The sequence below is a fragment of the Streptomyces sp. NPDC104202 genome (assembly GCF_055584185.1).
This window is the reverse complement of sequence record NZ_JBVJMN010000020.1, coordinates 1-26,945: the sequence shown is the minus strand read 5'-3', so window position 1 is coordinate 26,945 and position 26,945 is coordinate 1. Positions and strand designations below refer to the sequence as shown.

General features: G+C 73.4%; 20 protein-coding genes. 6 read left to right on the top strand and 14 right to left on the bottom strand.

The window, feature by feature from the left end; all coding sequences use genetic code 11:
• Window positions 1-8: 8 nt before the first annotated feature.
• From ACZ60W_RS15545 to ACZ60W_RS15505, 9 genes are all read right to left on the bottom strand, one after another.
• On the bottom strand, window positions 9-1,787 hold the full coding sequence (locus ACZ60W_RS15545) for an IucA/IucC family protein (RefSeq protein ID WP_469755841.1): 1,779 nt from the start codon (window positions 1,785-1,787) through the stop codon (window positions 9-11).
• Window positions 1,784-2,314, bottom strand: coding sequence for a GNAT family N-acetyltransferase (locus ACZ60W_RS15540; RefSeq protein WP_469755840.1), 531 nt, complete (start codon window positions 2,312-2,314; stop codon window positions 1,784-1,786). The genes ACZ60W_RS15545 and ACZ60W_RS15540 overlap by 4 nt, the downstream gene beginning before the upstream one ends.
• Complete coding sequence (locus ACZ60W_RS15535) at window positions 2,311-3,585, bottom strand: lysine N(6)-hydroxylase/L-ornithine N(5)-oxygenase family protein (protein WP_469755839.1); 1,275 nt, start codon at window positions 3,583-3,585, stop codon at window positions 2,311-2,313. The genes ACZ60W_RS15540 and ACZ60W_RS15535 overlap by 4 nt, the downstream gene beginning before the upstream one ends.
• The gene (locus ACZ60W_RS15530) at window positions 3,572-5,011 is read right to left on the bottom strand and encodes a pyridoxal phosphate-dependent decarboxylase family protein (RefSeq protein WP_469755838.1); all 1,440 of its coding nucleotides are present in this window, start codon (window positions 5,009-5,011) and stop codon (window positions 3,572-3,574) included. The genes ACZ60W_RS15535 and ACZ60W_RS15530 overlap by 14 nt, the downstream gene beginning before the upstream one ends.
• A gap of 156 nt (window positions 5,012-5,167) precedes the next feature.
• A complete protein-coding gene (locus ACZ60W_RS15525; protein WP_469755837.1) occupies window positions 5,168-6,016 on the bottom strand; it encodes a siderophore-interacting protein in 849 nt (282 codons plus the stop codon).
• 304 nt (window positions 6,017-6,320) lie between these two features.
• Window positions 6,321-7,481 carry an acyl-CoA dehydrogenase family protein gene (locus ACZ60W_RS15520; RefSeq protein WP_469755836.1) on the bottom strand — a complete coding sequence of 387 codons (1,161 nt, stop codon included), beginning with the start codon at window positions 7,479-7,481 and terminating at the stop codon, window positions 6,321-6,323.
• 8 nt (window positions 7,482-7,489) lie between these two features.
• Window positions 7,490-8,419 carry a hydroxymethylglutaryl-CoA lyase gene (locus ACZ60W_RS15515; protein WP_469755835.1) on the bottom strand — a complete coding sequence of 310 codons (930 nt, stop codon included), beginning with the start codon at window positions 8,417-8,419 and terminating at the stop codon, window positions 7,490-7,492.
• Window positions 8,416-10,350, bottom strand: a complete 1,935-nt coding sequence (locus ACZ60W_RS15510; protein ID WP_469755834.1) for an acetyl/propionyl/methylcrotonyl-CoA carboxylase subunit alpha — start codon at window positions 10,348-10,350, stop codon at window positions 8,416-8,418. Before ACZ60W_RS15510 ends, ACZ60W_RS15515 begins: the two co-directional genes overlap by 4 nt.
• A gap of 14 nt (window positions 10,351-10,364) precedes the next feature.
• Entirely contained in the window at window positions 10,365-11,972 is a 1,608-nt protein-coding gene (locus ACZ60W_RS15505; protein WP_469755833.1) for a carboxyl transferase domain-containing protein, read from the bottom strand.
• Between the two features lie 87 nt (window positions 11,973-12,059).
• Between ACZ60W_RS15505 and ACZ60W_RS15500 the strand changes: the two genes are divergently transcribed.
• On the top strand, window positions 12,060-12,656 hold the full coding sequence (locus tag ACZ60W_RS15500) for an SACE_7040 family transcriptional regulator (protein ID WP_366305126.1): 597 nt from the start codon (window positions 12,060-12,062) through the stop codon (window positions 12,654-12,656).
• Window positions 12,657-12,752: 96 nt separating this feature from the next.
• On the top strand, window positions 12,753-13,529 hold the full coding sequence (locus ACZ60W_RS15495) for a phosphatase (protein WP_469755832.1): 777 nt from the start codon (window positions 12,753-12,755) through the stop codon (window positions 13,527-13,529).
• A gap of 34 nt (window positions 13,530-13,563) precedes the next feature.
• On the opposite strand, the gene ACZ60W_RS15490 is transcribed toward ACZ60W_RS15495, so the two are convergent.
• The 4 genes from ACZ60W_RS15490 to ACZ60W_RS15475 form a co-directional block, all read right to left on the bottom strand.
• Window positions 13,564-14,520, bottom strand: coding sequence for a cation diffusion facilitator family transporter (locus ACZ60W_RS15490; RefSeq protein WP_469755831.1), 957 nt, complete (start codon window positions 14,518-14,520; stop codon window positions 13,564-13,566).
• Window positions 14,521-14,542: 22 nt separating this feature from the next.
• A complete protein-coding gene (locus tag ACZ60W_RS15485; RefSeq protein ID WP_469755830.1) occupies window positions 14,543-15,412 on the bottom strand; it encodes an acyl-CoA thioesterase in 870 nt (289 codons plus the stop codon).
• Between the two features lie 5 nt (window positions 15,413-15,417).
• Entirely contained in the window at window positions 15,418-16,575 is a 1,158-nt protein-coding gene (locus ACZ60W_RS15480) for an acyl-CoA dehydrogenase family protein (RefSeq protein ID WP_469755829.1), read from the bottom strand.
• A gap of 76 nt (window positions 16,576-16,651) precedes the next feature.
• Window positions 16,652-17,854 (bottom strand): helix-turn-helix domain-containing protein, encoded by a 1,203-nt coding sequence (locus ACZ60W_RS15475; RefSeq protein ID WP_469755828.1) that lies wholly within the window; start codon window positions 17,852-17,854, stop codon window positions 16,652-16,654.
• A 165-nt stretch (window positions 17,855-18,019) separates the two neighbouring features.
• Between ACZ60W_RS15475 and ACZ60W_RS15470 the strand changes: the two genes are divergently transcribed.
• A complete protein-coding gene (locus ACZ60W_RS15470; RefSeq protein WP_469755827.1) occupies window positions 18,020-18,628 on the top strand; it encodes a hypothetical protein in 609 nt (202 codons plus the stop codon).
• Window positions 18,629-18,640: 12 nt separating this feature from the next.
• Here the strand turns inward: ACZ60W_RS15470 and ACZ60W_RS15465 are convergent, their stop codons facing one another.
• Window positions 18,641-20,107, bottom strand: a complete 1,467-nt coding sequence (locus ACZ60W_RS15465; RefSeq protein WP_469755826.1) for a PucR family transcriptional regulator — start codon at window positions 20,105-20,107, stop codon at window positions 18,641-18,643.
• A 121-nt stretch (window positions 20,108-20,228) separates the two neighbouring features.
• Here ACZ60W_RS15465 and speB point away from each other — a divergent pair, with 121 nt between their 5' ends.
• The 3 genes from speB (at window position 20,229) to ACZ60W_RS15450 (ending at window position 26,847) form a co-directional block, all read left to right on the top strand.
• Window positions 20,229-21,212 (top strand): agmatinase, encoded by a 984-nt coding sequence (speB, locus tag ACZ60W_RS15460; RefSeq protein WP_469755825.1) that lies wholly within the window; start codon window positions 20,229-20,231, stop codon window positions 21,210-21,212.
• A gap of 125 nt (window positions 21,213-21,337) precedes the next feature.
• The gene (locus ACZ60W_RS15455) at window positions 21,338-23,020 is read left to right on the top strand and encodes a thiamine pyrophosphate-binding protein (RefSeq protein WP_469755824.1); all 1,683 of its coding nucleotides are present in this window, start codon (window positions 21,338-21,340) and stop codon (window positions 23,018-23,020) included.
• An 89-nt stretch (window positions 23,021-23,109) separates the two neighbouring features.
• Window positions 23,110-26,847 (top strand): ABC transporter ATP-binding protein, encoded by a 3,738-nt coding sequence (locus ACZ60W_RS15450; protein ID WP_469755823.1) that lies wholly within the window; start codon window positions 23,110-23,112, stop codon window positions 26,845-26,847.
• Window positions 26,848-26,945 lie beyond the last annotated feature (98 nt).

Sequence of the window (26,945 nt, the reverse complement as noted above, 5' to 3'; positions counted from 1 at the left end):
TCGGTCCCTCAGGCGAACCGCGCGATCGGGTTCACCAGGTCGCCGACGAGCTGGAGGGCCGCCGACGGGTCCGCCAGGTCGACCATCTGCCGGTTGTCGCGCAGCTGGAGGCGGTTGAGCGCGGAGAGGGCGAAGGTCCCCGCGAACATGTCGTACTGGGCGAACCGGTCCGCCAGCTCCGGCTTGGAGTCCTGGTAGCCGCGCACGCACTCCGCGACCGTCCGCCAGAACGCGTCCTCGTCGAGGACGCCCTCCGCGGCCAGGGTGGCGCCGAGGAAACGGAAGAAGCAGTCGAAGACGTCCGTGAAGACGGACAGCAGCTTCATGTCCTCGGGGATCTCGGCGCGCACGCGCTCCACGGCCGGCGGCAGGACCGCCGCCGGGTCCATGACGACGATCTCCTCGGCGATGTCCTTGAAGATCGCGCGGGCGACCGTGCCGCGCTCGTCCAGGACGAGGATCACGTTCTCGCCGTGCGGCATGAACGCCAGGTCGTAGGCGTAGAAGCTGTGCAGGACCGGCAGGAGGTAGGCGTCCAGGTAACGGCGGAGCCAGACGGCCGCCTCCAGGTCCGACTCCTTGACCAGGGCGCCCGCGAAGGACGCGCCCGCGTGGTCCACGTGGAGCAGCGAGGCCATGGTGGCGAGCCGCTCGCCCTCGGCCAGCGACGGCACGGGGGACTCGCGCCAGAGCGCGGCCAGCATCTTGCGGTAGGGGGAGTAGCGGTCGGTGGCGGCCTCGTACTCCAGGTGCCGGTAGCCGACCGCCGCCCGCTCGCGGATGATCGAGAAGCGGGCCGCGGCGAAGACGGAGTCCGACGCGATCAGCTGGTGCAGCCAGTCGTTGATCGCCGGCGTGGCCTCCATGTACGCGGCCGACAGGCCCCGCATGAAGCCCATGTTGAGGACCGACAGCGCCGTCTTGACGTAGTGCCTCGACGGGTCCGAGGTGTTGAAGAAGGTGCGGATCGACTGCTGGGCCAGGTAGCCGTCGTCGCCCTCGCCCAGGTAGACCAGGCGCTGCTGCGCGATCTCGGCGGCGAAGGTGACGGACAGCTTGTTCCACCACTGCCAGGGGTGGACCGGCATCAGGAGGTAGTCGGCGAGGTCCAGGCCACGGGCGGCCAGGACCGCGGCGAAGCCGTCGACCGCCGCGTCGCCGAGCTCGGCGCGGACGAAGGCGTCGTAGTCGATGTCCGCGCCGGCGGTGAAGGTGGCGCGGTCGCGCCGCGCGGCCAGCCAGATCAGGTGGATCGGGCTCGCGGCCTCGGGGGCGTAGGCGCGGAACTCGTCGACGCCGAAGCCGAGCCGGCCGTTGTTGGCGACGAAGCAGGGGTGGCCCTCGGTCATCCCGGTCTCGATGGCCTGGAAGCCGGCGTGGGCCAGCTCGGCGGACGTGACCGGCGGCTTGGTCGCCTTGTAGGCGGTGCCGGCGAGGGTGGAGGAGATCTCTTCCAGGTAGACCGGCAGGATCTCGTCGCTGAGGCCGAGGGAGCCGCGGAGGTCGGTGACGAAGACGAGCGCGTCCAGGGGGAGCTGCTCGTCGCCGCGGTGCCGGCTGATCGACTCGGGGTAGACCTGCCAGTGGTCGAGGGCGAACCGGTCCGCGGTGAAGCGGTACTCGGTCGTGCCGTCGTCGCTGAGCACCTGGTAGCGGCTCTCGCCCAGCTCCTGCGGGTTCAGCAGCCGCTCGTGGGCGAACTCGGCGAGGCCCTTGCGGATCAGGGCGCGGTTGGCGTCCGCCCAGCGCTCGGGGGTGAGGTGGGCGACGGGGTCGGCGAGGGTCATGCCGCCACCGCCACGGCCGCCTCGAACTGCGCGCGGGTGCAGAAGCTCAGCAGGGCCTTCTTCTCCGGCTTCTGGATCTCCCGCTCCGGCACGAAGCCGACGGCCGCGTTCAGCGCGTGCACGGCCGTGTTGGCCACGTCCGGCTCGACGACGACCCGCTCGGTGGCCGGATCGGCGAACAGCTCGGCCATCACGGCGGTGATCACGGTCCGGGTGAAGCCGTGCACGGGGGTGTCGGTGGGCGCGACCAGGAAGTGCATGCCGACGTCGCCGGGCAGCGGGTCGTAGAGCCCGACCAGCTCCAGGTGCGCGGGGTCGTACCGCTCCATCAGGAAGGCGGGCTCGCCGTCGACCAGGCCGATGAAGACGTGGTGGTGCGGGTGGGCGCTGAACGCCGCGTACTCGCGCTCGACGTCGTCGAGGCTCGCGCCCTGCATCATCCAGAAGGCGGCCTTGGGATGGGTGACCCAGGGGTGGATCAGCCGGGCGTCCTTCGCCGGGTCGAAGGGACGTATCTGGACGGTCATGCGGCGAACTCCTGGAAGGCGATGGTCTTCTCGACGGGGTAGTACTCGTATCCCAGCATCGCGCCGATGATGTACGCGTTGCGGTACGCCCCCATGCCGAGGTCGGGCGAGGTGATCGAGTGGGTGTGGACGCCGGCGTTCTGGAGGAAGACCCCGCGGCCCGTCGTGTCGACCGCGTAGTTGCGCGCCACGTCGAAGCGGCCCCGGCCGTCCCAGTTGAGGCGGTCGCGGACCGGCTCCAGGAAGGCGGGGACGGCGTACCTGTAGCCGGTCGCGAGGATCAGGCCCTCGGTCTCCAGGGTGAAGTCCTTCTCCTGCTCCTCCTGGCGGAAGCCGAGCGTGTACGTCCCCGAGGCGGCGTCGTACGCGGCGTCGTGCAGCGCGGAGTTGGTGAGGAGCCTGGTGGGCACGGGGCCGTTCAGGTTCTTCTGGTAGAGCAGGTCGAAGATGGCGTCGATCAGCTCGCCGTCGATGCCCTTGAAGAGGCCCTTCTGCTGGGTCTCCAGGCGGTAGCGGGTCTGCTCGGGCAGCGCGTGGAAGTAGTCCACGTACTCCGGCGAGGTCATCTCCAGGGTGAGCTTGGTGTACTCCAGCGGGAAGAAGCGCGGGGAGCGGGTCACCCAGTTCAGCCGGTAGCCGTGGACGTCGATCTCGCTCAGGAGGTCGTAGTAGATCTCGGCGGCGCTCTGGCCGCTGCCGACCAGGGTGATGGAACGCTTCTTCTGGAGCTCCGCCTTGTTCGGCAGGTAGCGCGAGTTGTGGATCAGGTCGCCGCCGAGCTCCGCGCAGGTCTCGGGGACGTACGCGGGGGTGCCGGTGCCGAGGACGAGCCGGCGCGCGCGGAAGGTCTCGCCGGCCTCGGTGGTCACGGCGTAGACCTCGTCGGCCTCGTCGAAGACGACATGGGCGACGGTGGTGGAGAAGCGGACGGAGGAGAGCTTCCCGGCGGCCCAGCGGCAGTAGTCGTTGTACTCGGTCCGCAGCGGGTAGAAGTTCTCGCGGATGTAGAACGAGTACAGCCGGCCCTTCTCCTTCAGGTAGTTGAGGAAGGAGTACGGCGAGGTCGGGTCGGCCATGGTGACCAGGTCCGACATGAACGGCGTCTGGAGGTGGGCGCCTTCCAGGAACATCCCCGAGTGCCACTCGAAGTCGGGCTTCGACTCCAGGAAGAGGCCGTTCAGCTCGTCGATCGGCTCGGTCAGGCAGGCGAGTCCGAGGTTGAACGGACCGAGCCCGATGCCGATGAAGTCGTGGATCTCAGGCGTGGACAAGGTTCTCTCCCAGGTACTGCTCGGCGTGGCCGGCGATCAGATCGAGGACGGCGGCGATGTCGGCCGCGGTGGTCTCGGGGTTGAGCAGGGTGAACTTGAGGTACTGGCGGCCGTCGACCTTGGTGCCGGCGACGACGGCCTCGCCCGAGGCGAACAGGGCCTTGCGGGCGTGGAGGTTGGCCCGGTCGACCTCGGCGGGCGTCGCGTCGCCCTCCGGGACGTACCGGTAGACGAGGGTGGAGAGCTGCGGCGCGACCACGACGTCGTAACGCGGGTCCGCGGTGAGCAGCTCGAAGCCCTCCCGGGCCAGGTCGCAGACCTCGTCGAAGAGCCGGCCGACGCCGTCGGCGCCCATCACCCGCAGGGTCATCCACAGCTTGAGCGCGTCGAAGCGGCGGGTCGTCTGCAGGGACTTGTCGACCTGGTTCGGGATCTGCTCCGCGACGGTGCGCAGCGGGTTCAGGTAGTCCGCGTGGTAGGTCGCGTGGCGCAGGGTGGCGCCGTCGCGGACCAGGACGGCGGAGGAACTCACGGGCTGGAAGAAGGACTTGTGGTAGTCGACGGTGACCGAGTCGGCGCGCTCGATGCCGTCCAGGAGGTGGCGGCGGCTCAGCGAGGCCAGCAGGCCGCAGCCGTAGGCGGCGTCCACGTGCATCCAGGCGCCGTACTCCTCGGCCAGGGCGGCGATCTCGGGCAGCGGGTCGATGGAGCCGAAGTCGGTGGTGCCGGCGGTGGCCACGATGGCCATCGGCACGAGGCCCTCGGCGCGGCAGGCCTCCAGCTCGGCGGCGAGGACGACGGACTGCATCCGCTTGTTCGCGTCGACGGGGACGGAGACGACGGCGTCGCGGCCCAGGCCGAGGAGGGTCGCCGACTTCTGGACGCTGAAGTGGCTGCACTCGGAGGAGAAGATGCGGAGCCGGGACAGGTCGTCGGTCTTGGCCTCCTCGCGGGCGAGGAGCAGGGCCTGGAGGTTGGACTGGGTGCCGCCGCTGGTGAAGACGCCGTCGGCGGCCGGGCCGAGGCCGATCCGGCCGGCAGTCCAGTCGATCAGCTTCCGCTCGATCAGCGTGCCGCCGGCGCTCTGGTCCCAGGTGTCGAGCGAGGAGTTCACGGCCGAGAGGACGGCCTCGCCGAGGACGGCGGGGATGACGACCGGGCAGTTGAGGTGGCCGAGGTAGCGCGGGTGGTGGAAGTAGACCGCGTCCCGCAGGTAGACGTCCTCCAGCTCGTCGAGCGCGGCGGAGGCGTCGCCGAGCGGCCGGTCGAGGTCGACGGCGTCGACGACGGGGGCGAGCTCGGCGGGCGTCACGCCGGTGAAGGGGCCTCGCGTCGTGGCGAGTTTCCTCGCCACCCGCTCGACTCCTTCGGTGACGGAGCGCCGGTAGCTCTCCGCCGTGGCGTCGTTGAGCAGGTGGGAGCGCATGTGGGGGCCCTTTCGGGAGGGAACGCCAGGGGGACGCTGAGGTCACGCCGAAGCGGGATCGATCAACTTCAGTTAGGTTAGCCTAACCTAATTTTGTAACGCAACGGCCCCCCAACCCCGAAGGGCCGGAGGGCCGTTGCGTCGAAAGGTCCGTACCTACACGTCGTCCTGCGTCTCGTCCGGAACCTCGCGCAGGGCGTCCTCGGACAGTCCCTTACGCCAGTAGCCGACGAACGTGACCCGCCGCCGATCGAGCCCGCGCTCCCGCACGAAGTGCCGGCGCAGCGCCTTCACCGCACCGGACTCGCCCGCGATCCAGACGTACGGGGCCTCGCCGGGCAGCTCGGCCCCGCGTACCGCGTCCACGGCGGACGGCGCCCCCTCCTCCTGGACGAGCCAGGTCACCGTGGCGTCCGCCTCGGTGGCGAGCTCCATCCGGTCGCCGGAGTAGGGCACTTCGAGGAACACCTGCGCGCGCGTCTCCGCCGGCAGCCACTCCAGGATCGCCGAGGCCGCCGGGAGGGCCGTCTCGTCCGCCCAGATCAGCACGGAGTCGGCGTCCTCCGGGAGCCGGAACCGGACACCCGTGTTGTCCGCCACCGCCGGCCCCAGCACGACCACCCGGTCGCCCGGCTCGGCCCGTCCGGCCCAGCGGCAGGCCGGCCCGCCGTCCTCGTGGAGGGCGAAGTCGATGTCGACCTCGTCCGGGTCGGTGCGCTGCTCGCGGACGGTGTACGAACGCATCACCGCGCGCTCGTCGTCGGGCATCGCGCGCCAGGCGCCCAGGATCGCGTACATGTCCGGGTCGTCCAGCGGCGGCAGGACGGGCGCCTCCTGGCCGGGGTGCGGCAGGAAGAGCGAGAGCGACTGGTCGCGGCCGCCGGCGGCGAAGTTCTTCAGGTCGTCCCCGGTGAAGGTGACCCGCACCAGCGAGGGACCCAGCCGCCGGGTCCGGTCGACCCGGAGCGAGAAGAACTGGAAGGGGGCGGTCTCGGCGTGCGTCATGGGTCGGGACACCTTCTCGGGCGTTCTCTGGGGCCGCGGCCGTGGAGGCGGCAGGGCCCGGACAGGTCGAAAGATAGGTTAGCCTAACCTCATTCTTTCCGGTGGGCGGGGCCCCCCGAACCCGTGTGACTCCCGCCACGACCACGGGTGACCGGTCCTCAGAAGGGCGCCCCGGCAGCCCGGTTCGATCCCCGGACGACGGCGGCGCCACGGTCCGGCGGCCGGCCGCGCCGGCTCGGGTACGACGCGCGGCGCCCGCCGTACCGGAGGCCGGTGCGGCGGGCGCGGGGTGCGGGGCGGGGTGTCAGGTGGACAGGCCGAGCTCCCGGGCGATGAGCATCCGCTGGACCTCGCTGGTGCCCTCGCCGATCTCCAGGATCTTCGAGTCGCGCCACATGCGGGCCACCGGGTACTCGTTCATGAAGCCGTAGCCGCCGTGGATCTGCGTGGCGTCACGGGCGTTGTCCACGGCCACCGTGGAGGAGTACAGCTTCGCGATCGCCGCCTCCTTCTTGAACGGCTCGCCGAGGACGAGGCGGGAGGCCGCGTCGCGCCAGCCGATCCGGGCCATGTGGGCCCGGGTCTCCATGTCGGCGATCTTGAACTGGATGGCCTGGTTGTCGCCGATCGGACGGCCGAACGCCTGCCGCTCGTGCGCGTACTTCACCGACTCGTCCACACAGCCCTGCGCCAGGCCCGTCGCGAGCGCCGCGATCGCGACCCGGCCCTCGTCCAGGATCCGCAGGAACTGCGCGTAGCCGCGGCCCTCCTCGCCCAGCAGGTTCTCCACCGGGACGCGGACGTCGTCGAAGGACAGCTCGCGGGTGTCCGAGGCGTTCCAGCCGACCTTGGAGTAGGGGGCGGCGACCGTGAAGCCGGGGGTGCCGGACGGCACGATGATCGAGGAGATCAGCGGACGCCCGTCCGGCTTGCGGCCGGTGACCGCGGTGACCGTCACCAGGCCCGTGATGTCCGTGCCCGAGTTGGTGATGAAGCACTTCGAGCCGTTGATCACCCAGTGGTCGCCGTCCCGTACGGCGGTGGTGCGGGTACCGCCCGCGTCCGAGCCGGCGCCCGGCTCCGTCAGGCCGAACGCGCCGAGCATCTCGCCGGCGCACAGCCGCGGCAGCCACTCCCGCTTCTGCTCCTCGGTGCCGAAGCGGAACACGGGCATCGCGCCGAGCGAGACCCCCGCCTCCAGGGTGATGGCCACCGAGGAGTCGACGCGGGCCAGCTCCTCCAGGGCGATGCCGAGCGCGAGGTAGTCGCCGCCCATGCCGCCGTACTCCTCCGGGAAGGGCAGGCCGAACAGGCCCATGCGGCCCATCTCGCGGACGATCTCGTACGGGAACTCGTGCCGCTCGTAGAAGTCGCCGATCTTCGGGGCGACGACGTCGTGGGCGAACGCCTCGACGGTGCGGCGGAGTTCCTCGTGCTCTTCGGTGAGCCGGTGGTCGAGGGACATGGGATTCGTCACTCCTTGTGGGAGAGGGCGCGGACGGTACGGGACGGGCTGGGCCGGCCCAGTTGCTCGGCCATCCACCCGCTCGTGGCGGTGAGGGCGGCCAGATCGACCCCGGTCTCGATGCCGAGGCCGTCGAGCATCCACACGAGGTCCTCGGTGGCGAGATTGCCGGTCGCGCTCTTCGCGTACGGGCAGCCGCCGAGGCCGCCGGCGGAGGCGTCGACCGTGGTCACCCCGTGCCGCAGCGCGGCCAGGGTGTTGGACAGTGCCTGCCCGTACGTGTCGTGGAAGTGCACGGCGATACGGGAGGTGGGGACCCCGGCGTCGTTCAGCGCGGTCAGCAGCGCCCCGACGTGCCCGGGCGTGGCGACGCCGATCGTGTCGCCGAGGCTCAGCTCGTCACAGCCCATCTCCGCCAGGGCCTTGGCGACCCGGACGACCTGCCCGACCGGCACGGCGCCCTCCCAGGGGTCGCCGAAGCACATCGAGAGGTAGCCGCGGACGGTGAGCCCGGACTCTATGGCCCGGGTGACGGCGGGCGCGAAGAGCGCCAGCGCCTCGTCGACGGTCCGGTTCAGGTTGGCCTTCGCGAACGACTCGGTCGCCGAGGCGAACACGGCGATCTGCCGGACGCCCAGCGCGAGCGCCCGGTCCAGGCCGCGCTCGTTCGGCACCAGCACCGGCAGCCGCACCGGAAGGTCCCGGACCAGCGGGTACAGCTCCTCCGCGTCGGCCAGCTGCGGCACCCACTTCGGGTGCACGAAGCTGGTCGCCTCGACGGTCGTCAGCCCCGCGGCGGCGAGCCGCCGGACGAACTCCGCCTTCACCGCGGTCGGCACGGTCGTCTTCTCGTTCTGCAGCCCGTCCCGCGCCCCGACCTCGTGGATCCTGACCCGGGCGGGGAGGGAGGGGTCCCTCACGGTCATCGGCAGGCTCACGCGTCCTCCTCCTCACGGGGCGTCACCACGGCCAGGATCTGGTCCATGGCGACGGTGCTGCCGGGCGTCACGTCCAGCTCGGTGACGGTCCCGGCGTGCGGCGCGGAGATGACGTGCTCCATCTTCATCGCCTCCACCACGAGCAGGCTCTGCCCGGCCTCGACCTCGTCCCCGACGGCCACCTTCACCACGGTCACGGTCCCCGGCATCGGCGCCGCGAGCGTGTCCGCGCCCCCGTGCCGCGCCCCGCTGAGCGCGGCCTCGACCGGGTCGTGGTCCAGGACGTTCCAGGAGTCGCCGTCCCGGCCGAGCCAGGAGCCGGCACGCCGGAAACGATGGGTGACGCCGTCCACCGTCACGGTCACCGAGGTGTCCGTGACGTGCGCCCCGGCGGGCGCGTCGACCGTCACGGGTTCGAGGCCCGCCACCCGGAACGGGAAGGCGAGGGGCTTCGGGGTGCCGCCGAGGCGGAAGCCGCTCGGCACCGAGAACGGGTCCGTCCAGCCCGCCCGGGGCTCCGGCGCCAGCGCCGCGAGCCGCACGGCGGCGGCCGCCGCGTACACCTCGTCCGGCACGCCGGCCGGGACCAGGCTCTCGGCGTCGCGCTCGACGAGACCGGTGTCCAGCCGGCCGGCGACGACGTCCGGGTGGGCGAGGAGACGCCGCAGGAACCCGGCGTTCGTGGGCACGCCGAGCGTGACCGTGGCGGCGAGCGCGGCGCGCAGCCTGCGCAGGGCCGCCTCGCGGGTCGGCGCGTGGACGATGACCTTGGAGAGCATCGGGTCGTAGAGGGAGGAGACCTCCGTGCCCTCCGAGAGCCCCGAGTCGGTGCGGACGCCGTCGCCCTGCGGCTCGTGCAGGGAGAGCACCGTGCCGCCCGAGGGCAGGAAGCCCCGGGACGGGTCCTCCGCGCAGACGCGGGCCTCGACCGCCCAGCCGTCCAGCCGGACGTCGTCCTGCCCGAACGGGAGCGGCTCGCCCGCCGCCACCCGCAGCTGCCACTCCACCAGGTCCACGCCCGTCACCAGCTCGGTGACCGGGTGCTCGACCTGGAGGCGGGTGTTCATCTCCATGAAGTAGTACGACGACGGGTCGCCGCCGGGGACGATGAACTCGACCGTGCCCGCGCCGACGTAGCCGCAGGAACGGGCCGCCTCGACCGCCGCGGCGCCCATCGACGCGCGGATCTCCGGGGTGAGGAGGACGCTCGGCGCCTCCTCGATGATCTTCTGGTGGCGGCGCTGGAGGGAGCACTCGCGCTCGCCGAGGTGGACCACGTTGCCGTGGGTGTCCGCCAGGACCTGGATCTCGATGTGCCGGGGGCGGTCGATCCACCGCTCCACGAGCAGGGTGTCGTCGCCGAACGAGGAGCGGGCCTCGCGGCGGGCCGCCGCGATCTCCTCGGTCAGGACCGCCAGGTCCCGGACGAGCCGCATGCCCTTGCCGCCGCCGCCCGCGCTGGGCTTGAGCAGGACGGGGGCGCCCAGCTCACGGGCGGCCTCCTCCAGTTCGGGGTCCGCGGCGCCCGGCACGACGGGCACGCCCGCCGCCTTCACGGTCTCCTTCGCGCGGATCTTGTCGCCCATGAGGGAGATCGCCGCGGCGGACGGGCCGATGAAGACCAGACCGGCGTCGGCGCACGCCTGCGCGAACCCGGCGTTCTCGGCGAGGAAGCCGTACCCCGGGTGGACGGCCTGCGCGCCGGTGCGGCGGGCGGCGTCCAGCAGCGCCGGCACGGACAGGTACGACTCGGCGGCCGCGGGCGGACCGATCCGCACCGCCGTGTCGGCCTCCCGCACGTGGCGGGCGTCGGCGTCCGCGTCGCTGTAGACGGCCACCGAGCGCACGCCCATCTCCCGCAGGGTGCGGATGACGCGGACGGCGATCTCGCCCCGGTTGGCCACGAGGACGGTGTCGAACATGCTCTGCATCTTCTGGGAGCCCTTCACATCCGGAAGACGCCGAACTGGGGGTCACCCAGGGGCGCGTTGGCACAGGCGGTCAGGGCGAGGCCGAGGACCTGACGGGTCTCCATCGGGTCGATGACGCCGTCGTCCCACAGCCGGGCGGTCGCGTAGTAGGCGTTGCCCTGGCTCTCGTACTGCTCGCGGATGGGGGCCTTGAAGGCCTCCTCCTCCGCGGCGCTCCACTCGTTGCCGAGCTGGTCGCGCTTGACCGTCGCGAGGACGGACGCCGCCTGCTCGCCGCCCATGACCGAGATCTTGGCGTTGGGCCACATCCACAGGAACCGGGGGGAGTACGCCCGGCCGCACATCGAGTAGTTGCCCGCGCCGTACGAGCCACCGACGACGACCGTCAGCTTCGGGACCCGGGTGGTGGCCACGGCCGTCACCATCTTGGCGCCGTGCTTGGCGATGCCGCCGTGCTCGTACGCCTTGCCGACCATGAAGCCGGTGATGTTCTGCAGGAACACCAGCGGGATGCCCCGCTGGTCGCACAGCTCGATGAAGTGCGCGCCCTTCTGGGCGGACTCGGCGAACAGGATGCCGTTGTTGGCGACGATGCCGACCGGGTGGCCGTGGATCCGGGCGAAGCCGGTGATGAGCGTCTGGCCGTACTCCGACTTGAACTCCTGGAAGCGGGAGCCGTCCACGACCCGGGCGATCACCTCGCGCACGTCGTACGGGGTGCGGGAGTCCACCGGCACCGCGCCGTACAGCCCGTACGGGTCGGCCTTCGGCTCCTCGGCCGGCTCGACCGACCAGGGCAGCGGGCCGCGCTCCGGCAGGGTGGCCACGATGTTCCGGACGATGCGCAGGGCGTGGGCGTCGTCCTCGGCCAGGTGGTCGGTGACGCCGGAGATCCGCGAGTGGACCTCGCCGCCGCCCAGCTCCTCGGCCGTGACGACCTCGCCGGTCGCCGCCTTCACCAGCGGCGGACCGCCGAGGAAGATCGTGCCCTGGTTCCGCACGATCACCGCCTCGTCGCTCATCGCCGGGACGTACGCGCCGCCGGCCGTGCACGAGCCCATGACCGCGGCGATCTGCGGGATGCCCGCGCCCGACATCCGGGCCTGGTTGAAGAAGATCCGGCCGAAGTGCTCCCGGTCGGGGAAGACCTCGTCCTGCATCGGCAGGAACGCGCCGCCCGAATCGACCAGGTAGAGGCAGGGGAGACGATTCTCCAGCGCCACCTCCTGGGCCCGCAGGTGCTTCTTCACCGTCATCGGGTAGTACGTGCCGCCCTTGACGGTCGCGTCGTTGGCGACGATCACGCACTCGCGGCCCGACACCCGGCCGATGCCCGCGATGACACCGGCGGCCGGGGCCTGCCCGCCGTACATGCCGTCCGCCGCGAGCGGGGCCAGCTCCAGGAAGGGCGAGCCCGGGTCGAGGAGGGTGTCCACCCGGTCCCGCGGCAGCAGCTTCCCGCGCGCGGTGTGCCGGGCCCGGGACTTCTCACCGCCGCCCAGGGCGGCGGCCGCGAGCTTGGCGCGCAGGGTCGCCGCCAGCTCGCGGTGGGCCGCCTCGTTGGCCTGCCAGGCCGCGGACGCGGGGTCCGCCGCGCTCGTCAGCACAGGTGCCTGCTGCATCCCTCGAGCTCCCTTGCTCGGTTAATGAGCGTTAACGTACGCCGCCCAGGTTAACGACCGCTAACCGGGTTGTCTAGAATCGAATCCATGACCACGACCCCGACCGCCACCGGCAGGACCGACGCCCCGACCCGGCGCGAGCAGATCCTCAGGGAAGCCGCCCGCCTCTTCGCGGCGCGCGGCTTCCACGGCGTCGGCGTCGACGAGATAGGGGCCGCCGTCGGCATCAGCGGCCCCGGCCTCTACCGCCACTTCCCCGGCAAGGACGCGATGCTCGCCGAGCTCCTCGTCGGCATCAGCGAGCGCCTCCTCGACGGCGGCCGCCTCCGCGTCGGCGAGGCCGCCGGCGACCCCGCGGCCCTCCTCGGCTCCCTCATCGACGGCCACATCGACTTCGCCCTCGACGACCGGCCGCTCATCACCCTCCACGACCGCGAACTCGACCGCCTCAAGGACGAGGACCGCAAGCGGGTGCGCCAGCTCCAGCGCCAGTACGTCGAGCTCTGGGTCGCCGCCGTCCGCGAGCTCCACCCCGACGCCGGCGAGTCCGAGGCCAGGACCGCCGTGCACGCCGTCTTCGGCCTCCTGAACTCCACCCCCCACCTGGCCGCCCTCGGCCGCGGCCCCATGGAGGACCTGCTGCGCCGGCTCGCCCACGGGGCCTTCGGCGCGCTCGGCGGCTGACGCCCGCCGGCCCGCCGGGCACGGCCGGCGACACCCGCCCGTCCACGGGACGGAACCGCTTGCCCCGGACGTCCGGGGCTCGGACAGAATGGCCCCATGCCGATACTCAGCCGCCCCGCCCTCGTCGAGCACCTCGTCCGCACCCGGATCGCGGGAGACGTCGCCACCCCGCGCGACAACAACCTCTCCCACTACCGCAAGCTCGCCAACGGCGACCGGCACTACTGGCTCGGCCTCGAACTCGGCGACCGCTGGACCGACGAGCAGGACGTCCTCGCCGTCATGGCCGAGCGCTGCGGCGTCGTCGACGACCCCGCCCACCGGTCCGGCCAGGACACCATCGACCCCGAACTCACCGTCGACGCCCTCGACCGGATGGCCGCCCGGCTGCGCAAGGCCGCCGCCGGCCGCGAGCGGGTCCTCTTCGCCACCGGCCACCCCGGCGCCCTGATCGACGTCCACAGCCGCGTCGCCGCCGCGCTGCGGGCCCGCGGCTGCGACATCGTCCGCATCCCCGGCGGGCTGATCGCCGACGAGGGGTACGTCGTCCAGTTCACCGACGTCGCCGTCTTCGAGCGCGGGGCCAGCCTCTGGCACACCCACTCCCCGGAGCCCATGAACGCCATCCTCGACGCGCTCGGCGACGCCGGACGGCCCGACCTCGTCATCGCCGACCACGGCTGGGCCGGGCGGGCCGGGCAGCGCGGGATCGACTCCGTCGGGTACGCGGACTGCAACGACCCCGCGCTCTTCATCGGCGAGGCGGAGGGGACGATGCAGGTGACCGTTCCCCTCGACGACCACGTCGTCGATCCGCGCTTCTACGAGCCCATGACCGCCTACACCCTCCACGAGGCCGGCCTCACCGCCTGACGCCCGTCGGTCCGCAGCGACGCACGGGGGCGTGTCACCGGGAAGCCGGTGGTGCGGCGGGGGTGGGGTCGAGGTAGAGGCGGCGGATGGAGGGGACGCGGGCCCGCAACCGCGCCTCGGCCTCCTCGCACGCCCGCTCGACCTCCGCCGCGGTCGCCTCGTCACGGAAGTCGACCTTCGCGGCGACGAGGACCTCGCCGGGCCCCTGGATGAGGGTGACGAGGTCGAGGACGCGGAGGACGTGGGGGACGGCGAGGAGCTCCTCGCGGACCGCGGCCCGCAGGGGGGCGGGGAGGGGGCGGCCGACGAGGAGTTCGGCGTTGGCGCGGCCGAGGACCCAGGCGACGTAGACGAGCAGGGCGCCGATGAGCAGGGAGGCGACGCCGTCCCAGACGGAGGAGCCGGTGAGCTGGGCGCCGAGGAGGCCGCCGGCGGCGAGCGCGAGGCCGGTGAGGGCGGCGGAGTCCTCCATGACGACGGCCTTGACGGTGGTGTCGGGGGTGAGCCGCAGGTACTCCCCGAAGGGGGCCCTCCTGCGCGCGGCCTCGGCCTTGACCTGGCGGACGCCGGTCCGGAGGGAGTAGCCCTCCAGGAGGAAGGAGACGCCGAGGACGACGTAGGAGACGGTGGGGTCGCCGAGCTCCTCGCCCTGGACGAGGGTGTGGACGCCGTCGTAGAAGGAGAAGACCGCGCCGCCGACGAAGGTGGCGACGGCCGCGAGCAGGGCCCACACGTACCGCTCGCCGGCGTATCCGACGGGGTGGTCCTCGTCGGCCGGCTTGTCGCTCCGCTTGAGCGCGGTGAGGAGCATGACCTCGGTGACGGTGTCGGCGACGGAGTGCGCGGCCTCGGAGAGCATCGCGCTGGACCCGCTGATGACGCCCGCGACGGCCTTGGCGACGGCGATGCCGAGGTTGGCCGCCGCCGCCACGATCACCGTGAAGGTGCTCTCCTGGTTCCCGCCGCCGGTCGTCCCGTCGCTGTGCGCCATGTCCGGACGGTATGTCCGGCCGTCAGCGCGGGATGCGAACGACACCCTCCTGGATGACGGAGATGGCCAGCTTCCCGTCCCGGGTCCAGATCCGGGCCTGGCCGAGGCCGCGGCCGCCGGAGGCGGAGGGCGACTCCTGGTCGTACAGGAGCCATTCGTCCGCGCGGAAGGGCCGGTGGAACCACATGGCGTGGTCGAGGGAGGCGCCGACGACGTCGCCGACGGCCCAGCCGCCCCGTCCGTGCGCGAGCAGGACGGAGTCGAGCAGCGTCATGTCGGAGACGTAGGTCGCCAGACAGACGTGCAGGAGGTGGTCGTCGGCGAGTTTGCCGTGGGTGCGGAACCAGACCTGGGAGCGGGGCGCGCGGGGTTCTCCGACGGAGCCCCAGGGCGGGGTGTCGGCGTAGCGCAGGTCGACGGCGGCCCGGGCCTCGACGAGCCGGTCCGCGACCTCGCGGGGCAGGTGCCGGGGGAGCATCTCGGCGGCCGTCGGCAGGGTCTCCGGGTCCGGCGCGGCCGGCATGGGGTCCTGGTGGTCGAGCCCCTCCTCGTACGCCTGGAAGGAGGCGGAGAGGTGGAAGATCGGCTGCCCGTGCTGGACGGCGACGACCCGGCGGGTGGTGAAGGAGCGGCCGTCGCGGATGCGGTCGACCGTGTAGACGATCGGCGCGCCGGGGTCGCCGGGCCGCAGGAAGTAGGCGTGCAGGGAGTGCGCGAGGCGGTCCCCGGGCACGGTCCGGCCCGCCGCCACCAGCGCCTGGGCGGCCACCTGGCCGCCGAAGACGCGGGGGACGAGCGCGGACCGGGACTGCCCGCGGAAGATGTCCCGCTCGATCCGCTCCAGGTCGAGCAGGTCGAGCAGGGCATCCAGCGCGTCGTGCGGTTCGGGCACCTGGACTACAGGCCCATCGACTTGGCGATGATCGACTTCATGATCTCGCTGGTGCCGCCGTAGATGCGGTTGACGCGGTTGTCGGCGTACAGGCGGGCGATCGGGTACTCGTTCATGTAGCCGTAGCCGCCGTGCAGCTGGAGGCAGCGGTCGATGACGCGGTGGGCGACCTCGGTGCAGAAGAGCTTGGCGCTGGCGGCCTCGGCGGGGGTCAGCTCGCCCGCGTCGAGTGCCTCCAGGGCGCGGTCGGCGACGGCCTCGGCGGCGTCGACCTCGGCCTGGCAGGCGGCCAGCTCGAACTTGGTGTTCTGGAAGGAGGCGACCGGCTTGCCGAAGACGGTGCGGTCGGTGACGTACTGCTGGGCGAACCGGACGGCGGCCTTGGCCTGCGCGTAGGCGCCGAAGGCGATGCCCCAGCGCTCGGAGGCCAGGTTGTGGCCGAGGTAGGAGAAGCCCTTGCCCTCCTCGCCGAGCAGGTCCTCGGCGGGCACCTTGACGTCGACGAACGCGAGCTCGGCGGTGTCGGAGGTGCGCAGGCCGAGCTTGTCCAGCTTGCGGCCGATGGAGTAGCCCTCGGACTTGGTGTCCACGGCGAAGAGGGAGATGCCGTGGCGGCGGTCCTCGGCGGTGGGGGCGGAGGTGCGGGCGCAGACGATCACGCGGTCGGCGTGGACGCCGCCGGTGATGAAGGTCTTGGCGCCGTTGAGGACGTAGTGGGTGCCGTCCTCGGAGAGCTTGGCGGTGGTCTTCATGCCCGCGACGTCGGAGCCGGTGCCCGGCTCGGTCATGGCGAGCGCCCACATCTCCTCGCCGGTGACGAACTTCGGCAGGTAGCGCTTCTTCTGCTCGTCGGTGGAGAGCATCTTGATGTAGGGCAGGGCGAGCAGCACGTGGACGCCGGAGCCGCCGAACTGGACGCCGGCGCGCGAGGTCTCCTCGTAGAGGACGGCCTCGAACTTGTGGGTGTCCAGGCCCGCGCCGCCGAACTCCTCGGGCACGTTGATGCCGAAGATGCCCAGCTCGCCGAGCTTGTCGTAGAACTCGCGCGGCGCCTGGCCCGCGGCGAACCACTCGTCGTAGACGGGGACGACCTCGGCCTCGATGAAGGCGCGGATGGTCTCCCGGAACGCCTCGTGGTCCTCGTTGAATACGGTACGGCGCACGATGCGACTCCTCCGGTGTGCGGGCCCATTTGTCTAAGCGCTTGCTCAGTCTGCCGTCAACGAAGTTACCCAGCAGTCACCCACCCTGTCCAGACTCCTCGCCTGTGATCCAGGCCCTCCCCACGGAGTCGTACCCGTACACGGGCCGCCCCTTCACCCCGCTCGTCCGAAAGGGTGCACCGTCCTCGTCCCCGATCCGGACCGTGCCCCGGCGCCCCTCCGCGCTCCACTCCAGCTCCAGGTACCAGCGGCAGTCGCAGCGCACGGCCCCGGCCGAGACCAGCAGCTCCTCCGGCTCGGTGGCGCTGACCACGTACGGGAAGGAGACCGCGGGGAGCGTCCGGCCCTCCTGGCCGGAGGCGTCGTACCCGTCCAGCGCCCGCGCCACCGGCCGCGGCCGGTCCAGGTCGACCTCGAAGCGGCGCGGCGTCACCGCCCCGCCGCACCCGTCGTCCATCCGGTACGCCGTCCACGGCGGCGGCGTGCCCCGCTCGACCACCCGCACGTGCAGCGCCTGGAGCACCACCGCCGCCGCGCTCTTCCCCTGCACCGACACCCGCACCAGCGTCTCCCCGCCGTCCACGGCCCCCTGCGCCGTCGCCCAGCTCCGCGCGTCGGCCGCCTCCGGCGGGGGAGGGGGCGTCCGCCGCACGAGGTAGGTGTGCCCGCACCCGTTCCTCCAGAGGTCCGAGGCGACCGTCCAGGTCAGCGGCGCCGGCGGTGCGGCGGCCCGCTCCCGGGCCTGCCCGGGCAGGAGTACGGCTCCGAGCGTCACCGTCCCCACGACCGCCAGCGCCCCGCCCACCACGCCCGGCCACCCCCACCGCCGCCTCCGCCGCGCCGACGGGAGGCCCGGCACGCGCGCGTGCACGGGGTCCAGCTCGGGCTCGGCCTCGGGCTCCGGTCGCGGCTGCGGCCGCGGGCCGGGCGCCGCTGCCGGGCCGGACTCGGGCTGCGGGCCGGGCCCGGGCACCCGGTCGGCGCGGGGGTCCGGTGCCGGCTCCGCCCGGGGCTCCGGGGCCGGAGGACGGCGGGCGCCGTCCGCGCGGACCCAGGCCGCCTCCAGGGCCCGCCGCTCCTCCTCGTCCGCCCCGCACAGCACGGCGAGGCGGTCGACCACGGCGAACTCCTCCGGGACGGTCGCGCCGGAGCAGTAGCGGTGGAGGGTGGACGCGCTGACGCTCAGCCGCCGCCCCAGCGCCTCGTAACTCCTCCCGTCCCGTGCCTTCAGCCCGCGCACGAGCCGCGCGAACTCCTCGACGGCGGCGTCCTTCGGCATTCCGTCCCCCTCGACCCGGCGTCCCACCCCTTCACGTCCTTGCACGTCAGCAGGGGTGGAATGGTTCCGGGACGGAGGCCGGGCGCGGCACCGTTGCCGGGCTGCGGGCGCCGGCCCGACGCTGGTGGAGCACTGACCGAACCACCCGACGGGGGATCCACCAGCATGAGCACGTTCCGCACCGCACTCGCCACCGCCGCCGCCGCGGCCCTGGGCCTCGCGGCCCTCGCCACGGCCCCGGCGCAGGCCGCCGCCCAGCCCGCCTTCCTCGCCGCCTCCCAGATGCCGCCGTCGTCGACGCCGTGGACCGCCACCCAGGTCTTCGCCGGCGTCCCGGAGAACGGCGGCGCCCTCTGCGCCCCGTACAAGATCCCGGCGCAGAACTCCCGCTACCGCGAGTTCGCCACCGAGCTCGACACCAACGGCGTCCAGATCACCACCGTCGCCCGCACCGAGGCCGACGCCGTGAAGCTGGTCGGCACCCTCCGCACGTCCCTCGCCGGCTGCGGGCCCCTCCTGGAGCGGCAGAACCCGGGCCTGAAGGCCGTCAGCGCCGCCCACGGCAAGGTCGCCGTCGAGGAGGGCGCCTGGGTCTACAGCCTGGACACCGCCGACCCGCAGATCGGCAGCACCGACATCCACCTCTTCTCGGTGGGCCGCGACGGCCGGACCGTCACCTTCGTCCGCTGGGGCCAGATGGGCGACCTGGAGGACGCCCCGCTGACCGCCTTCAGGACGACGACGAAGACGGCCGTGAACAAGCTCTGGCCGTGAGGCCGGGCCGCCTCAGTGGTGCCGCAGCGCGAACCACAGCTCCATCCTCACGTCCGGGTCGTCCAGGTCCCGGCCGAGGAGCGCGGTGCAGCGGGCGATCCGCTGCCGGACCGTGTTGCGGTGGACGTCCAGTGCGGTCGCCGTCCGGTCCCAGCTCCCGTGCAGCGACAGCCAGACCCGCAGGGTCTCGGTGAGCGGCTCGGCGAGCGGGGCGAGGACCGTCCCGGCGTAGGAGGCGGCCTCCGCCGGGTCCACGAGCCCCGCGAACCCGGCGGGGCGGTGCCGGGCCAGGGGCGTGCGGGACGCCTCCGCCCGCCGCAGCGCCCGGGCGGCCTCCGCGTCGGCGGCGGCGAGGTCCCGGGCGTGGGCGGGGGCGGCGGCCCCGAGCGTCCACCCGGGCTGGGCGGCGAGGGGCGCCGAGGCGGGCAGGAGGAGACGGACGGGGGAGGGGGCGCCGGCGGTGAGGGCCCCGCCGTCCGCCGCGCTCGCCCCCGCGTCCATCAGCGGCGTCCCCAGCGCCGCCGCCAGCGAGGCGGCCGCGAACGGGGTGCCGTCGCCGCCCCGGGCGTGGACGACCGTCCAGGGCCCGGGGCCGAGGGGGGCGGCGGCCTCGGCCGGGGGAGCGCCGAGCAGGAGCCGGACCAGGGCGCCGTCCCGCACGGCCGCGTCCGTCCCGCGGTGCGGGGCGGTCAGGAGGGACAGCAGGACGACGGCGACGCCGGCGATCGTGTGGTCGCCGGAACCGCGCCGCTCCGACGCGATCCCGAGCGTCAGCCCGTCGCCGCCGCCCAGCGCGTAGGCCGCGAGCCGCAGCCCGCCGCCGTCGCCGCTCGCCGACGCCGGCCCTCCCGGCCGCGGGCCGAGCACCCCGGCCAGCTCGCGCAGGGCCCGAGCCGCCTCCTCCGGCACCGCGCGGCCCGCCGACGCCGACTCCGCGCCGTCCGCCCCGAAGAGCACCGCACGCCCCGCGAGGCGGGAGGCGAGGGCGCCCAGCACCGCGGGGACCGGTGCGGGCCGGGCCGCGGCCGCCGCGAGGGACTGCTGCGCCTCGGTCACCCGGCGCAGCTCGCGCAGCCGGGCCTCGGCCATCAGCCGCCACAGCGCCCGCGCCACCGCCGTGAACGGCGTCCTCGGCGGCACCTCGACCAGCGGCAGTCCCCGGGCCGCGCACGCCTCCACGAGCTCCGGCGGCACCGTGTCGTAGACCGGCGTCACGCCGAACGCCAGCGCCGCCGCTCCCGCCTCCGCCACCCGCCCGACGTACCGCACCGGATCGCCGAGCTGCACGCCCGCCGTCATGAGCAGCTCGCCGCCGAGCAGATACGGGTAGGGGTCGGCCATCTCCGAGGTGTGCACCCAGTGCAGCGGCGCGTCGTCGGGGCCGGTGAGCAGCTGCAGCCCCAGCTCCCCGCGGGCGAGCAGCGCGGCCAGCGGGACCGGCGGTGCGGGAGGGGCGGGGGAGCCGTCCACGGCGACCATGAGCTGGACCCTTCGTACATCACGCGCCCGTACAGTGGAGGAAACGTACACTTCAATGGCGCTTTCGGGCGACTTACGGTCGAGCCGGACCCAACCGACACCCCCTGGAGGAACCCCGGCCATGAGCAGCAGCGACCAGAACACCCCGCGCGGCCCGATCGACTCGTCCCGCGTCCCGCGGTACGCCGGTCCCGCGACGTTCGCCCGTCTGCCGCGGCTCGACGAGGTCGGCACCGCCGACATCGCCGTGGTCGGCGTCCCCTTCGACACCGGCGTCTCCTACCGTCCCGGCGCCCGCTTCGGCGGCAACGCCATCCGCGAGGCCTCCCGCCTCCTGCGCCCCTACAACCCGGCGCAGGAGGCCTCCCCGTTCGCCCTCGCCCAGGTCGCGGACGCCGGCGACATCGCCGCCAACCCCTTCAACATCCACGAGGCCGTCGAGACCATCGAGGCCGCCGCCGACGACCTCCTCGGCACCGGCGCCCGCATGATGACCCTCGGCGGCGACCACACCATCGCGCTGCCGCTGCTGCGCTCCGTCGCCAAGAAGCACGGCCCGGTCGCCCTGCTCCACTTCGACGCGCACCTCGACACCTGGGACACCTACTTCGGTGCCGAGTACACCCACGGCACCCCGTTCCGCCGGGCCGTCGAGGAGGGCATCCTCGACACCTCCGCCCTCTCCCACGTCGGCACCCGCGGCCCGCTCTACGGCAAGCAGGACCTCACCGACGACGAGAAGCTCGGCTTCGGCATCGTCACCTCGTCCGACGTCTACCGGCGCGGCGCCGACGAGGTCGCCGACCAGCTCCGCCAGCGCATCGGCGACCGCCCGCTGTACATCTCCATCGACATCGACTGCCTCGACCCGGCCCACGCCCCCGGCACCGGCACCCCCGAGGCCGGCGGCATGACCTCCCGCGAGCTCCTGGAGATCCTGCGCGGCCTCTCCTCCTGCAACCTGGTCTCCGCCGACGTCGTCGAGGTCGCCCCGGCCTACGACCACGCCGAGATCACCGCGGTCGCCGCCTCGCACACCGCGTACGAGCTGACGACGATCATGAGCCGCCAGATCGCCGCCGGTCGCGCCGCCGACGCGAAGTAACCTCGGGGCGGTGGCGGACCGGGGTCCGTGGTCGGGTGCGGCCCGGTGATCGGGTCGTGCCCACCCGTTCCGCCCCTCGCGGAACGCCTGCCCACGACCTGACGCCACCCCCGGAGGGACGCCTCATGACCCACGACCACGACCTCGTGCTGAGGCCGACGGTGGCCCAGACCGAGGCGGCCCTCAACCCTCCCCCGGGCCGCACCGGCGGTGACCTCGTGATCGAGACGCTGTCGGGTCTCGGCGCCGCGACCGTCTTCGGCCTCCCCGGCCAGCACGCCCTCGGCATGTTCGACGCGCTGCGCCGCTCCTCCCTGCGGTACGTCGGCCTCCGCGTCGAGAACAACGCGGGCTTCGCCGCCGACGGCTACGGCCGCATCACCGGCGAGGCGGCCCCCCTCCTCCTCTCCACCGGCCCCGGCGCTCTCATGTCGCTGGCCGCGCTCCAGGAGGCCGCCGCCGCCTCCGCCCCGGTCCTCGCGATCGGCAGCCAGATCCCGGCGGCCGGGCTCGGCGGCGGCCGGCACGGCTACCTCCACGAGCTCCGCGACCAGCAGGCGTCCTTCCGGGACGTCGTGAAGTCCGTCCACACCGTCCGCACGCAGTCCCAGATCCCGTCCGCGATCGCGGCGGCCTGGGAGTCGGCGCTCACCGCCCCGCACGGCCCGGTGTGGGTGGAGATCCCGCAGGACGTGCTGCTCGCGGCGGCCACGCTGCCCGTGGTCACGGCGATGGACGCGACGCCCGAGGAGACCGCGCCGCGCCCCGAGCTGACGGCCGTCGCCGCGGACCTGCTGTCGAAGGCGGCCCGGCCCGCGATCATCGCGGGCGGCGGCGTCGTCCGCGCCGACGCCTCCAGGAAGCTGCGCGCCCTCGCGGAGCTGATCGACGCGCCCGTCGTCACCACCTTCGGCGGCAAGGGCGCCTTCCCCTGGCGGCACCCGCTCTCCCTGCAGTCCTGGCTGGAGGACCGGCACACCACGGACTTCCTGGAGGACGCCGACGTCCTCCTCGTCGTCGGCTCCGGCCTCGGCGAGCTGTCCTCGAACTACCACACCTTCGCCCCCCGCGGCCGGGTCGTCCAGATCGAGGCGGACGCCGGGAAGCTGGAGTCCAACCACCCGGCGCTCGGCATCCACGCCGATGCCCGGCTCGCCCTCCAGGCCCTCCTGGAGACGGTGGAGCGGCGCACCGACCCGACCGCCCCCGAGCGGGTCGCGGCCGTCCTGGCGAAGGTCGCGGACCGGATCGCCGCCCAGGACCTCGGCCTGGAGCAGCGGGTCGTCGCGGCGGTCCGCGAGGCGCTGCCGGACCGTGCCCCGAGCTTCTGGGACATGACGATCCTGGCGTACTGGGCCTGGTCGGCCTTCGACCCCCGCCACCCGAACACCATGCACTCCGCCCAGGGCGCCGGCGGCCTCGGCTACGCCTTCCCCGCCGCCCTCGGCGCGGCCGTCGCCGACCCGTCGGGCCCGGTCCTCGCGGTCTCCGGCGACGGCGGCGCGATGTACTCGATCGCGGAGCTGGCCACCGCGCGGCAGTACGACCTCGACGTCACCTGGCTGATCGTCGACGACGGCGGCTACGGCATCCTCCGCGAGTACATGACGGACTCCTTCGGCGCCACCACCGGCACCGAGCTCACCCGCCCCGACTTCGTCGCCCTGGCCGAGTCCTTCGGCGTCCCCGCCGCCCTCACCTCCCCGGACGCCCTGGCCGCCGACCTGGCCAAGGCCCTGGCGACCCCCGGCCCCTCGGTGGTGGTCCTGCCGGCCCTCCTGCGGATGTTCGAGCCGACCCACCTGTGACGCCGCCGCGCCGATTGTTGCGGCGGGATGAAATCGCACGTCGGCCGTGTTGGGTCTTCCGGTAGAGCAGGACGGACGGGAGGCCACGGGTGGCGGCGGTCGGGCAGAAACAGCAGGGGTGGGCTCGGCGGCTGGCCGCGTACGCCTGGCGGTACAAGGCGAACACGCTGCTGGCGCTGGGGTCGTCCCTCGTCGGCATGGCCGTGCTCGCGCTGGTGCCGCTGCTGACCAAGGTGATCATCGACGACGTGATCGGGACGAGGACCCGCTCGCTCGCCGTGTGGACCGGTCTGCTGATGGCGGCGGCGGTCGTCGTGTACGTCCTCACCTACGTCCGCCGGTACTACGGCGGACGGCTCGCCCTCGACATCCAGCACGACCTGCGCACGGACATGTACCGGACGATCACCCGGCTGGACGGGCGGCGGCAGGACGAGCTGTCGACCGGCCAGGTCGTCGGCCGGGCCACCAGCGACCTCCAGCTGATCCAGGGCCTGCTGTTCATGCTCCCGATGACCATCGGGAACTTCCTGCTGTTCTTCATCTCGCTGGCCGTCATGGCCTGGCTCTCGCTGCCCCTCACCCTCGTCGCGCTCGCCGTCGCCCCCGCGCTCTGGTTCATCGCCAAGCGCAGCCGCACCCGCCTCCACCCGGCGACCTGGCACGCCCAGCAGCAGGCCGCGGTGGTCGCCGGCGTCGTCGACGGCGCCGTCACCGGCGTCCGGGTCGTGAAGGGCTTCGGCCAGGAGGACCAGGAGACCGGGAAGATCCGCGACGCCGGCCGCAGGCTGTTCGCCGGACGGCTGCGGACGATCCGGCTGAACGCGAAGTACACCCCCGCCCTCCAGGCCGTCCCCGCCCTCGGCCAGGTCGCCGTCCTCGCCCTCGGCGGCTGGCTCGCCTACCGCGGACAGATCACCCTCGGCACCTTCGTTGCCTTCTCCTCCTACCTCGCCTCGCTCGTCGGCCCCGTCCGGATGCTCGCCATGGTCCTCACCGTCGGCCAGCAGGCCCGGGCCGGCGTCGACCGGGTCGTCGAGCTGATCGACACCGAGCCGGTCATCGCGGACGGCACCGTGGAGCTCCCCGCCGACGCGCCCGCCACCGTCGAGTTCGACGACGTGTCCTTCGCGTACGAGGGCGCCTCCGGCACCGTCAAGCCCGTCCTCGACGGCTTCTCCCTGGAGATCCGCTCCGGCGAGACCGTCGCCGTCGTCGGCGCCTCCGGCTCCGGCAAGTCCACCGTCTCGCTCCTCCTGCCGCGCTTCTACGACGTCACCCGCGGCGCCGTCCTCGTCGGCGGCCACGACGTCCGCGAGCTGACCCTCGACTCGCTGCGCGCCGCCGTCGGCCTCGTCCCCGAGGACTCGTTCCTCTTCTCGGACACCGTCCGCGCCAACATCGCGTACGGCGCACCGGACGCCACCCAGGAGCAGATCGAGAACGCCGCCCGCGCCGCCCAGGCCGACCGGTTCATCGCCGAACTGCCCGAGGGGTACGACACCCGGGTCGGCGAGCACGGCCTCACCCTCTCCGGCGGCCAGCGCCAGCGCGTCGCCCTCGCCCGCGCCATCCTCACCGACCCCCGGCTCCTCCTCCTCGACGACGCCACCTCGGCCGTCGACGCCCGGGTCGAGCACGAGATCCACGAGGCGCTGAAGTCGGTGATGGCGGGCCGCACGACGCTGCTCATCGCCCACCGCCGCTCCACCCTCGGCCTCGCCGACCGGATCGCCGTCCTCGACGACGGCCGTCTCTCCGACATCGGCACCCACGAGGAGCTGGAGGAGCGCTCGGAGCTCTACCGGCGTCTCCTCACCGACCCCGACGAGCTGGGCGCCGTCTCGCCCGGCCACGTGGCCGCGCCGGCCGAGCTTCCCGAGGACCGCACGCTGCGGGCCGAGCTCGACGCCGAGTTCGACGCCGAGCGGGGCATCACCCCCACCCTGTGGGTACGGGACGGGGCCGCGGACCGCGAGAGCGCCGCGCCCGGGGCCACCCCCGAGCTGCTCGCCGCCGTCGCCGCCCTGCCGCCGGCCACCGACACCCCCGCCGTCGACGAGGCGCGGGCCGTCTCGCCCGAGAACGCCTACGGGCTGCGTCGGCTGCTCCGCGGCTTCGGCGTCCCCCTGCTGATCAGCCTCGGCCTGGTCGCGCTCGACGCGGGCGCCGGCCTGCTGCTCCCCGTCCTGATCCGGCACGGCATCGACGAAGGCGTGAACCGGCTCGCCGTCGGCGCCGTCTGGGCCGCCTCCGCGCTCGCCCTGGTCACCGTGCTCGTGCAGTGGGTCGCGCAGACCGCGGAGACCCGGATGACGGGCCGGACCGGCGAGCGGGTGCTGTACGCCCTGCGGCTGAAGATCTTCGCCCAGCTCCAGCGGCTCGGCCTCGACTACTACGAGCGCGAGCTGACCGGCCGGATCATGACCCGGATGACCACCGACGTGGACGCCCTGTCGACGTTCCTGCAGACCGGCCTCGTCACCGCCTTCGTCTCGGTCGTCACCTTCTTCGGGATCATGGTGGCGCTGGTGTTCCTCGACCTCCAGCTCGCGCTGGTCGTCTTCGCGACCCTGCCGGTCCTGGCCCTCGCCACCTACTTCTTCCGCCGGTCGAGCGTGCGGGCGTACGAGCTGGCCCGGGACCGGATCAGCATCGTCAACGCCGACCTCCAGGAGTCCGTCTCCGGCCTCCGCATCGTGCAGGCGTTCCGCCGCGAGGACTCCGTCGCGGACCGCTTCACCGCCCGCAGCGAGGAGTACCGCGAGGCACGCGTGCGCGGCCAGTGGCTGATCTCGGTCTACTTCCCCTTCGTCACCCTGCTCTCCTCGGCGGCCGCCGCGGCCGTCATGGTCGTCGGCGCGAACCGCATCGAGGCCGGCACGCTCACCACCGGCGCCCTGGTCGCCTACCTCCTCTACATCGACCTCTTCTTCGCGCCCGTGCAGCAGCTCTCGCAGGTCTTCGACGGGTACCAGCAGGCGTCCGTCTCGCTGAAGCGGATGCAGGAGCTCCTCCAGGAGCCGACGTCGACGGCCGCCGCCGACGCGCCCCTGGACGTGCTGTCGCTGCGCGGCGAGATCGCCTTCGAGGACGTCTCCTTCGGGTACGGCTCCGCCGACGACGGCGAGGAGGCGCTCACCGGCGTCGACCTGCGCATCCCGGCCGGCCAGACCGTCGCCTTCGTCGGCGAGACCGGCGCGGGCAAGTCGACCCTGGTGAAGCTGGTCGCGCGCTTCTACGACCCGACCGGCGGGCGGGTCACCGCCGACGGCACCGATCTGCGGGACCTCGACCTCACCGCGTACCGCCACCGGCTCGGCGTCGTGCCGCAGGAGACGTACCTCTTCGCCGGGACGATCCGCGACGCCATCGCCTACGGACGCCCCGCGGCGACCGACGCCGAGGTCGAGGCGGCGGCCCGGGCGGTCGGCGCGCACGACATGATCGCCACGCTCGACGGCGGCTACCTCCACGAGGTCGCCGAGCGCGGGCGGAACCTGTCGGCCGGCCAGCGCCAGCTGATCGCGCTGGCGCGCGCCGAGCTCGTCGACCCCGACGTCCTGCTGCTCGACGAGGCCACCGCCGCCCTCGACCTCGCCACCGAGGCCCAGGTCAACCACGCCACCGACCGCCTCGCCGGCCGCCGCACCACGCTCGTCGTCGCCCACCGCCTCACCACGGCGGCCCGCGCCGACCGGGTGGTCGTGATGGACCACGGCCGGGTGGCGGAGGACGGCACCCACGAGGAGCTGCTCGCCCTGGGCGGGCGGTACGCGGCCCTGTGGAGCACCTTCATCGGGGAGCCGCAGCCCCAGCGGGTCTGACCGCGCGCCGACGGGGGCGGGGGGGGGGGGGGGGGGGGGGGGGGGGGGGGGGGGGGGGGGGGGGGGGGGGGTACGGCCCCCACACCACGAGAAAAAAA